This is a genomic window from Nocardia sp. NPDC004654 (assembly GCF_040609595.1).
Classification (GTDB): Bacteria; Actinomycetota; Actinomycetes; order Mycobacteriales; family Mycobacteriaceae; genus Nocardia.
Window position 1 is genome coordinate 307851 of the sequence record NZ_JBEXKI010000004.1, and the last position, 9486, is coordinate 317336.

At 69.0% G+C, this 9486-nt stretch carries 8 protein-coding genes; 6 read left to right on the forward strand and 2 right to left on the reverse strand.

The window, feature by feature from the left end; genetic code table 11:
• From ABZV58_RS15710 to ABZV58_RS15720, 3 genes are all read left to right on the forward strand, one after another.
• A complete protein-coding gene (locus ABZV58_RS15710) occupies positions 1-921 on the forward strand; it encodes a ferritin-like domain-containing protein (protein WP_355001153.1) in 921 nt (306 codons plus the stop codon).
• Positions 922-929: 8 nt separating this feature from the next.
• Complete coding sequence (locus ABZV58_RS15715; protein WP_355000823.1) at positions 930-2438, forward strand: NAD(P)/FAD-dependent oxidoreductase; 1509 nt, start codon at positions 930-932, stop codon at positions 2436-2438.
• A 135-nt stretch (positions 2439-2573) separates the two neighbouring features.
• Entirely contained in the window at positions 2574-3335 is a 762-nt protein-coding gene (locus tag ABZV58_RS15720; protein WP_355000824.1) for a MerR family transcriptional regulator, read from the forward strand.
• A gap of 1 nt (position 3336) precedes the next feature.
• On the opposite strand, the gene ABZV58_RS15725 is transcribed toward ABZV58_RS15720, so the two are convergent.
• Positions 3337-4092: an ABC transporter permease gene (locus ABZV58_RS15725; RefSeq protein ID WP_355000825.1), complete on the reverse strand. Its 756-nt coding sequence runs from the start codon at positions 4090-4092 to the stop codon at positions 3337-3339.
• A gap of 49 nt (positions 4093-4141) precedes the next feature.
• Positions 4142-5422 carry a glycosyltransferase gene (locus ABZV58_RS15730; RefSeq protein WP_355000826.1) on the reverse strand — a complete coding sequence of 427 codons (1281 nt, stop codon included), beginning with the start codon at positions 5420-5422 and terminating at the stop codon, positions 4142-4144.
• Positions 5423-5487: 65 nt separating this feature from the next.
• Here ABZV58_RS15730 and ABZV58_RS15735 point away from each other — a divergent pair, with 65 nt between their 5' ends.
• The 3 genes from ABZV58_RS15735 (at position 5488) to ABZV58_RS15745 (ending at position 9486) form a co-directional block, all read left to right on the forward strand.
• Complete coding sequence (locus tag ABZV58_RS15735) at positions 5488-8073, forward strand: cytochrome P450 (protein WP_355000827.1); 2586 nt, start codon at positions 5488-5490, stop codon at positions 8071-8073.
• 111 nt (positions 8074-8184) lie between these two features.
• Positions 8185-9285 carry a methyltransferase gene (locus ABZV58_RS15740; RefSeq protein WP_355000828.1) on the forward strand — a complete coding sequence of 367 codons (1101 nt, stop codon included), beginning with the start codon at positions 8185-8187 and terminating at the stop codon, positions 9283-9285.
• Positions 9286-9315: 30 nt separating this feature from the next.
• Complete coding sequence (locus tag ABZV58_RS15745) at positions 9316-9486, forward strand: hypothetical protein (RefSeq protein ID WP_355000829.1); 171 nt, start codon at positions 9316-9318, stop codon at positions 9484-9486.

Below are 9486 nucleotides of genomic sequence, written 5' to 3' on the forward strand. Positions count from 1 at the left end.
ATCGCGATGGACTTCGAGGACATGCTCCGCAAGATCAAGGACCGCCAGTGGGCCCTTGCCGATATCGACTGGGACGCCCCCGGCGCCGAGACCATCACCCCGGAACTGCACGCCCGCCTCAAGCCGTTCATGGCCGACCTGATGTGGATCGAGAACGTCGGCGCGCGCGGTTTCGCCGCAATGGCCAAGAAGGCGCCCACCGAGACCCTGCGCGAGATCTACCGCTACTTCCACGCCGAGGAACAGAAGCACGCCAACGCCGAACTGGCGCTGATGCGCCGCTGGGGCATGCTGGAGGGCGACGAGATCCCGCAGCCGAACGTGAACGTCAAGCTCGTCATCGACTTCCTGGACAAGTACTCCGACGACATGTCGCTGTCCTTCCTCGGCACCGTGATCCCGATGCTCGAGGTGGCGCTGGACGGCGCGCTGGTGAAGTTCATCATGGACGAGATCGACGATCCGGTCTGCCAGGAGGCGTTCAAGCGGATCAACGCCGACGAATCCCGGCATCTGGCGGTCGATTTCGCGGTCATGGATCTGCTCGGCCACGCCGAGACGCGCAAGCTGCTCATCGAGCTGGTCGGCGGCTGGGTCAAGCCGACCTTCCTGATCGGCGTGCTGAGCTATGTGCCGCTGCTGAACAAGATGCGCGACAACATCGTCGCGATGGGCGTGGACGAGAACAAGCTCTACAAGGCGCTCGAGCGCTACCGCAATGTCGGCGAGCGCAGCGATTTCGCGCGCAGGCTGCCGATGTATCAGATCGTGAAGATGCACGGCGGATGGGTGGTCGACCGCGACCATCCCTACCACCTGCTGGCCGACGCCCTGGTCAAGATCACCGCGCGGGTGCCGAAGCGGTTGCTGCGCAAGGACCCGAGCTGGGCCAAGGAAATCACCTACGAACCCGCGGCATGAGGGACGACATGACCAACGCACAGACGCTCGACGTCGCGGTGATCGGCGGCGGCTTCGCCGGCATCGGCGCCGCGATCCGGTTGAAACAGCACGGCATCGAGAACTTCGCCATCCTGGAGCGCGGCACCGCGCTCGGCGGCACTTGGCGCGACAACACTTATCCGGGCGCCGCATGCGACATTCCGTCGCGGCTCTACTCCTACAGCTTCGCCCCCAATCCGAACTGGTCGCAGACCTATTCGGGCAGCGCGGAGATACTCGGCTACATCGAGTCGATGGCGGCGCGGTATCGGCTGCGCCCGCACGTCCGATTCGGTTGCACCGTGGCCGGAATCGCGTTCGACGAGGACGCGGGGCTCTGGGACGTAGCGATCGAGGGCAACGTCGCGCCGGTGCGGGCGCGCACCGTGGTGCTCGCCTCCGGCCCCCTGGCCAACGCGGGCTTCCCCGACATCCGCGGCATCGAGACCTACGAGGGGCACAAGATCCACAGTGCCCGTTGGGATCACGACTACGACTTCACCGGCAAGCGGGTCGCGGTGATCGGCACCGGCGCGAGCGCGGTGCAGATCATTCCCGAGCTGGTCGAGAAGGCCGCCTCGGTCAAGGTGTTCCAGCGTACGCCGGGATGGGTGCTGCCCCGGGTGAACCGGCGGACCAACCCGCTCACGAAGAGTCTCTACCGGCACGTGCCCGCGGCGGAGTCGCTGGCCAGGCGCGCGTGGTTCTACGGGCACGAGTCGGTGGCGCTCGGCGTCGTGTGGAACACCCCGCTGACCCGCGTCGTCGAGCTGGTCGGGCGGGCCCAGCTGCACCGGCAGGTGCGCGATCCCTGGCTCCGCCGCCAGCTCACGCCGGACTTCCGCGCCGGGTGCAAGCGCCTGCTGATGACCGACGACTACTACCCGGCGTTGCAGCGCGACAACTGCAAACTGATCACCTGGCCGATCGCGCGCCTCGCGCCGCACGGTATCCGCACCGCGGAAGGTGTTGAGCACCAAGCGGATTGCATCGTGTTCGCGACCGGGTTCGAGGTGTCCAAGGCCGGGACTCCGATTCCGATCGTCGGCCGCGACGGCCGGGTGCTCGCCGAGGAGTGGTCGCGCGGCGCGTTCGCGTACAAGAGCGTCGCCGTGTCGGGCTATCCGAATCTGTTCTTCACCTTCGGGCCGAACTCCGGACCTGGCCACAACTCGGCGCTGGTGTACATGGAAGCCCAGATCGACTACCTGGTCCGGGCGATCGGCACCATCCTGGACCGCGACCTGCGCATGCTCGACGTCCGCAGGGATCGCCAGGACCGGTACAACGAGACCATCCAGCGCAGGCTCACCGGGACCACTTGGAATTCGGGCTGCCACAGCTGGTATCTGACCGATGACGGTTTCAACGCCACCATGTATCCCGGCTTCGCGACGCAGTACGTCAACCAGTTGCGCAGCCTGCGGCTCGAGGACTACCACGTGGTGTCGGCCGACGCGGGCACGCGGGCGGCGCGGATCGCGGCGGTCTCCTGAGTCGACCCGCCGCAACGACACGAGTCCGGCGCGCGCCCACACCGGTGCCGCCGGGCTCGTCTCGATAGACTCGGTCTTTCGACGATCAAGGTCGCGGCCGTCCGATGCGCCGCGGCGGGCGAGGAGGTGAGCGCGGTGGCCGAGTATCGGATCGACGATCTGGCCCGCGCGGCGGGCACCACCACCCGCAACGTGCGCGCGTACCAGGAGCGGGGCCTGCTGCCGCCGCCGATCGGCAAGGACGGCCGGGCGAGCATCTACGGCGAGGCGCACCTGGACCGGTTGCGGCTGATCGACGCGCTGTTGCAGCGCGGCTTCACCACCGCGCACATCGCCGACTTCATCACCAGCTGGGAGACCGGCAAGGACCTGACCGAGGTGCTCGGGCTGCAACACGCCGTCACCGCGTCGTGGGCCAAGGCCGAGACCTTCGAGGTGCCGCGCGAGCTGATCGACACGCTGCTCGGCGCCGAGGCCGCCGACCTCGTCGACCGGTTGACCGAGATGAAGCTGGTCCGCGTCGAGGGCGAGACCGTGGTGTTCACCGACACCCACCTGCTGGCCTCGTTCGCCGAGCTGCACGAGTACGGCCTGGAGCTGCGCACGCTCATCGAGATCTACGCCAAGGTCGCCGACCGGATCGACGACATCACCCACATCATGATCACCGCCGCCAAGCAGCACATCATCGACGAGCACGGCCCGGGCTGGCTGCCGCAGACGAGCTCCGAAATCGCGGAGACCACAACGATGTTGAACAAGATGCGGGAGCTTGCCACCACTTCGGTGCACGCCACGCTGGCCCGTTCGCTCGATGTGACGCTGCGCCGCGAGCTCGGCGACTACCTCGCCACCGCCGCCGAGCGGGAAGCCAAGCGCACCGGCAAAGGCGCCTGACTCAGCGCCGCGCGTAAAGGGCTGCGGCGCAGACATATCCGAGAAGCGTCAGCCCGAGACACCACAGCACGGCGGCGACGGCCTGCCCACCTCCGCCGGTCGTGAGGAGAGCCCGCACGGTGCCGATCACGGGCGTGGCGGGCTGGTTCTCGGCGAACCCGCGCAACCAGCTCGGCATGGTGTCGATCGGGACGAAGGCGCTGCTGATGTAGGGAACGAACATCACCGCGTAGGTGAAACCGCCCGCCGCCTCTGGACTTTTCGCCACTACGCCGAGCGCGACCGCGATCCAGGTGACCGCGTGCACGAACAGCGCGATCACCCCGAGCGCCGCCATCCAGTCGAACAGTCCCGCGCTGGAACGAAATCCGAGCGCGAAAGCGATCAGCAGTACGATGCCGACGGCGGCGAGATTCCGGACGACCCCTTCCCCCGCGTGCCCAGCGAGAAGTGCCTGCCGGAAGGCGGGGAGCGTCCGAAACCTCTCCACCGCTCCCGAGACCATGTCCGCCGAGATGGCCGTCGCGGTGATGGACGCGCCGAAACCCGTGCACAGCAAGATGATTCCCGGCAGCACATAGTCCAGGTAGGGCATGCCGACCCGGATCGCTCCGCCGAACACATACACGAACAGCAGCATGATCAGGATCGGCAGCGCCAGCGAGATCACCAGGGTGTCGCGGCCGCGTACGGTGCGCCGCGCCGCGCGCCGGAACATGACGACGGAATCCGCGACGGCCGCGCCGACCCGCCTCATCAGTCCCGTGCTGCGGCGCGGCTCGGCAGCGGGCGGAACGAGTGCCGGATCATTCCGCCGCCCGCTCGACGATATCGGCCGTGCGCCGGGTCGCGTCCGAGCTCGAATGCAGTTGCACCGCGAGGCTTTTCGCCCGCTGACCCGTCTCCGGCGCGAGCAACGTGCGCACGCCCTCGGTCAACCTCTCCGCGTCCAGCCGCTGGAACGGCACGTGCGCGCCGACCCCGAGCCGCTCGACCTGCCCGCCCCACATCGGCTGATCGAACGACACCGAGCAGACCAGCGTCGGCAAGCCCGCGCGCAGACTCTCGAAGGTGGTGCCGATCCCGCCGTGGTGCACGGCCGCGGCGCACAGCGGGAAGACGATGTCGTGCGCGAGCGGTCCGACGACCCGCACGTTCGGACCGGTCTCGGCGTTCGCGGCGTCCAGATCGCTCCACCCCGCGCTGACCAGACCGCGCCTGCCGAGCCGTCCGCACACCTGCTCGACGATGGCCAGCACCGCGTGCGTGTCCCGGATGGGCATACTGCCGAATCCGAAGTACACCGGCGGCTCACCTTCCGCGATCCAGTCCAGCACCGCACTGTGGTCGGCGGCGAGTTCACCGATCGCCTCGCGCGCCGACCGCTCGAGCGGCAGGAAACCGACCAGCGGCCTGCGCTCACCCCACTCCTCGGCAAGACCGGGCACCAGCGCGCGATCGTAGATCTGCACCTCCGGCACGCCGCGGCGTTCGAGCATCGCGGCCGGGCTCGTCGCCGACCTGGGCAGACCGAGTTCGCGGCGCAACTGGTTGAGGTAGCGCAGGAACACCACGCGACGCAGGTTCTCGGCCAGCGCCCAGGTGGCGCGGTTGATCGCGGCGGGCGGACGCCAGTGCGGCGGCAGCGCGCCGGGGAACGGATACGCCCCGTTCTTGCGGCCGGGAAAACCGTGCATGGTCACCATCGGCACCCCCATCGCCTCGGCGACCGACGCGGCCCGATCCTCGGTGAGCAACGTGGAGACGATGACATCGGCGTCCCGGCAGACCTCGACGACCTCGCGGTTCATCCGCTCGGCGTAGTCGGCCATCTGCTTGCCGACCAGCTGCATCAGACGGAAACTGCTGCCCGCGGCCAGCGCCCGCTGGCCCTCGTCGGAGGCGTACAGCTGTTGCACGTCCGGACCGCACGGTGTCGCGGTCAGTCCGGCGCGGGCGGTGAAGTCGACCAGATTGGGCGGTGCGCCGACGGTCACCTCGTGGCCGCGGCGGCGCAGTTCGAGCCCGAGCGCCACCGCGGGCTGCACATCACCGCGGGTGCCGGTCAGCGGTATCGCCACCTTCATGCCGTCGCCTCCCGCTCGGCGCGATTTACCCTCATCGGACCTCCTGCGTCCGTACGGTGGTGGCCATGCACGTCGCGTTGTTCACCGACTTCCATCCCGCCACTCTCGGCGGGATCCAGACTTCGGTGAACGCCTTGCGGCGCGGCCTGGAACGGGCTGGTCACCGGGTCACGGTGTTCGCCGCACCCACGCCGGAATCTACCGAACCCGACCCGGACCTCGTGGTCCTTTCGGCACTCGCGGGCGTGCGGGTGAACGGATTCGCGATGGTGCTGCCGACGCCGGACAACACCCGGCGAATCGACGCGGCCTTCGCCGACCGCGGCCCGATCGACATCGTGCACGTGCAGACCACCTACGGCGTCGCGATCGCCGGGCTGCGCGCCGCGCGCCGCCACGGCATTCCGGTCGTGCAGACGGTGCACAGTCGCGACGACGCGTTCATCCAGCACACCTCGCCGACTCCGTACCTATCCGCGCTCGCCGTGCGTCTGCTGCACGGGCGCTTCGTTCCGCACCGGAAGTCGGTGCCGCACAAGGGAGAATCGCGCGCCGCCCGGCAGGCGTGGCACACGATGGTGAACCACGCGCGCGCCGCCGATCGGGTGATCGTGCCCACCGAACACTTCGCCGACCGCTTCCGCGCGCACGGGCTGGACCGCCCGATTCGGGTCATCTCCAACGGCATCGATGACGAACTGCTCGACATGGCGCGCGCCGCAGCGGCTACCGGCGCCGACGAATCTCGCAGTACCGCACTCGATTTCATGCCGGAAGCGACTACTCCGCTGCGCGTGCTGTGGTGCGCGCGTTTGTCACCGGAGAAGCGGCTACTGGAAGCGATCGAGGCCGTCCGCCGAACACCGGGCTGCACGCTGGACGTGTACGGAAGCGGCGATCAGGAGGCGTCCGCCCGGGCGGCGATCGAGGCGGGCGGCCTCGCGGATCGGGTACGCCTGCACGGCGGCGTGCCCCAGCTCGACTGCCTCATCGCGATGGCGGCGCACGACGTATTGCTGTTCCCCTCTTCGGGATTCGACACCCAAGGCATGGCGCTGCTGGAAGCCGTGGCGATGGGACTGCCCGTGGTGTACTGCGACCCCGATCTCGCGGAGACGGTGCCGCCGGGCGGCGGTATTCGCACCCGTGACCCCTCGGTCGCTTCGATCGCCGCGGCGCTGCGGGATCTGGCCGCCGATCCGGCGCAGCTGATCCCGATGCGGAAAGCCCTGCGCGAGTACGCGGACACGGCGCGGCAATCCCGGTTGATCGCGCAGGTCACCGCCGAGTACGCCGAGCTGACGGCCGCACAGGGCGACGAGCGTGTCACAGGCATCCCGACCGCCCCGGGCAGGCTGCCGGTGCTCGGCCACAGCCTCGCCGCGCTGCGCGGCGCACTGCCGTTCGTCGCCTCCCTGGCCGAGATCGGGCCGATCGTGCGCATCTATCTCGGCCCGCGCCCGGCCTACGTTCTGACCACGCCCGAGCTCGTCCGCGAAGTCGGCTTCGGCGATGCCGGGTCGTTCCATCGCGAAGAGTTGCGCGAAGCGATGCACGAGGTGATTCGCGGGGCATCGAATGTGCTCAGCGGGACACCGCACGAGCTGCGCCGCCGCATGATCGCCCCGGCGCTGCGCCAGCGCAGGCTGGCCGAGTACACCGCCGTGGCCGCGGATCTGGCCAATGCGTGGGCCGACGCCTTGCCCGCGAACCGTCCGCTGAATCTGGTCGATGAAGCACATCGGCTGGTCCTGGACATCATCTCGGCCACCCTGTTCACCGCCGATTTCGGCGCGGAGGCGAAACGCGAAGTGCGCGAGAATGTTCCATGGCTGCTGGGTCAGGTGATCCAGCGGGCCGCGCTGCCGCGATCCGTACGGCGGCTGCGGGTGGTCGCGAATCGCCGGTTCGCCGCGAAGTCCGCCGCGTTGCGCGCGCAGATCTCCGCGGTCGTCACCGAATACCGCAGGGCCGACCGGGATTTCCACGACGTGCTCTCCGCCCTCGTCCGGCACACCGATCCGGACACCGGTGTGCGGCTGTCCGACGAGGAGATCGTCGACGAGCTCATCCTGATGCTGGCGGCGGGCGTCGGATCGACGGCTTCGATCATGGCGTGGGTCTGGCACGAGACCATGCGAAACCAAGATATCGGCGACGAACTACGCAGGGAGCTGGATGATTTCGTCGCCTCGGGACAGGTACGGCCGGATCACCTCGTCGCACTGCCCTACTTGCGGTTGGTGGTGCTGGAGACCCTGCGGTTCTGGGGACCGTGGGTCAGCACGCAGACCGCGGACGGCCCCGTCACCATCGGTGGCGTCACCCTGCCCGACGGCGCGATGGTGGTCTACAGCCCGTACCTTGTGCACCACACCGAGCGCTACTACCCCGCACCGGAGACCTTCGATCCGGACCGGTGGTTCGCCGGGCGGGTCGAGGAGATCGACAAGAAGGCGATCCTGCCGTTCGGCGTGGGAGCGCGGCGCTGCCCCGGCAACAACTTCGCCGTCATGACGATCACCCTCGCCACGGCGGCGCTGTTCGCCCGCTGGCGGCCGGAACCGGACCCGAGGTACCGGGTGCGGCCGGCCACCCTCGATTTCGTGCCATCGCCCGCCAAGCTTCCGGTGGTCCTGCACCACCGGTGAACGGCGTCGTTTCCGGTCATCTACCAGCGCTTTTCCATCGCGCGACCGGGCAGGCGACGTACCCTGCTCGACAAGTGTGTGCCGACCACCGACCGATGGAATGGACCGCCCATGGCCTCCGGACGACCCATGATGCCGCCACTCCCCCTCCTGCGCGCGGTCGATCGCTTTCGCGGCGCGCTGGCGGTGCTGCACCGAAAACTGGTTCCCGGCCATATCGCGCTGATGGAGATGATGACCTCCGGCTGGCTGGCGCAGGCCATCGCGACGGCCGCCGAACTCGGCATCGCCGACGAGCTCGCCCGCGGTCCACGGCAGGGCGCGGAGCTGGCCGCCGCGGTGAGCGCCGACGAGGACGCGCTGCACCGGCTGTTGCGACTGCTGATCAGCCACGGCATCTTCGCCAGGCGGCGCGACGGCGCCTACCGGCTCACCCCGCAGGCGCGGGCGCTGCGCCGGGACGCCCCGGTCTCGCTGCGCGACGCGTTCCTGTTCTTCGGATCCGCCCAGCACCGCGGGCACTGGTCGCATCTCACCGACGCGGTGCGCACCGGCCTGCCGGTCGGCCCGGCGCTGAACGGCATGCCGTTCTTCGACTACGTGCAGACCGACCGCGAGCTCGGCGAGCTGTTCGACAACGCGATGACCAGCATCAGCACGCTCGCGCTCGAACCGCTCTTGGCCGCACACGATTTCGCGCGCTACGACACCGTCGTCGACATCGGCGGCGGCCACGGCAGTCTGCTCGCCGAGATCCTGCGCCGCGCACCGCGCTCCCGCGGCGTCCTGTTCGATCTGCCCGAGGTGGTCGCGGACGCCGCGCCGTACCTGGCCGAGCGCGGCGTGACCGATCGCTGCTCCGTGACGGCCGGGTCGTTCTTCGAGGCCGTGCCGGAAGGCGGGGACGCGTACCTGCTCAAGCACATCATCCACGACTGGCCGGAGGACGAGGCGGGCCGCATCCTGCGCACCTTGCGCGCCGCCATGCCTCGGGACTCCCGGCTGTTGCTGGTCGAACTGGTACTGCCCGAACACGATCGGCCGCACCCCGGCAAATACATCGACATCGAGATGCTGGTCAACGCGGGCGGACGCGAGCGCACCGAGTCGGAGTACCGAGATCTACTGGCGCGCAACGGATTCACCCTGCTGCGCGTCGTTCCGACGGTGTCTCCCGACAACATCCTCGAAGCGTGCCCGGCCGAACGGTAGCCTCGAGGTGACGCTTCAGGAGGGGACGCCATGGCACACGACGAAGCCGATCGCGCCGAGGACCCGCGCGCGCACTGGAGGCAGCTGCCGCCGGAGCCCGTCACACACATCGAGGAGATCCACGTCGGCCCGAGCGCATCCGACCACGCCCTACCCGCCTTCGACCCCGATCAGGACTTCATCCGGCGCTACGGTGCGTGA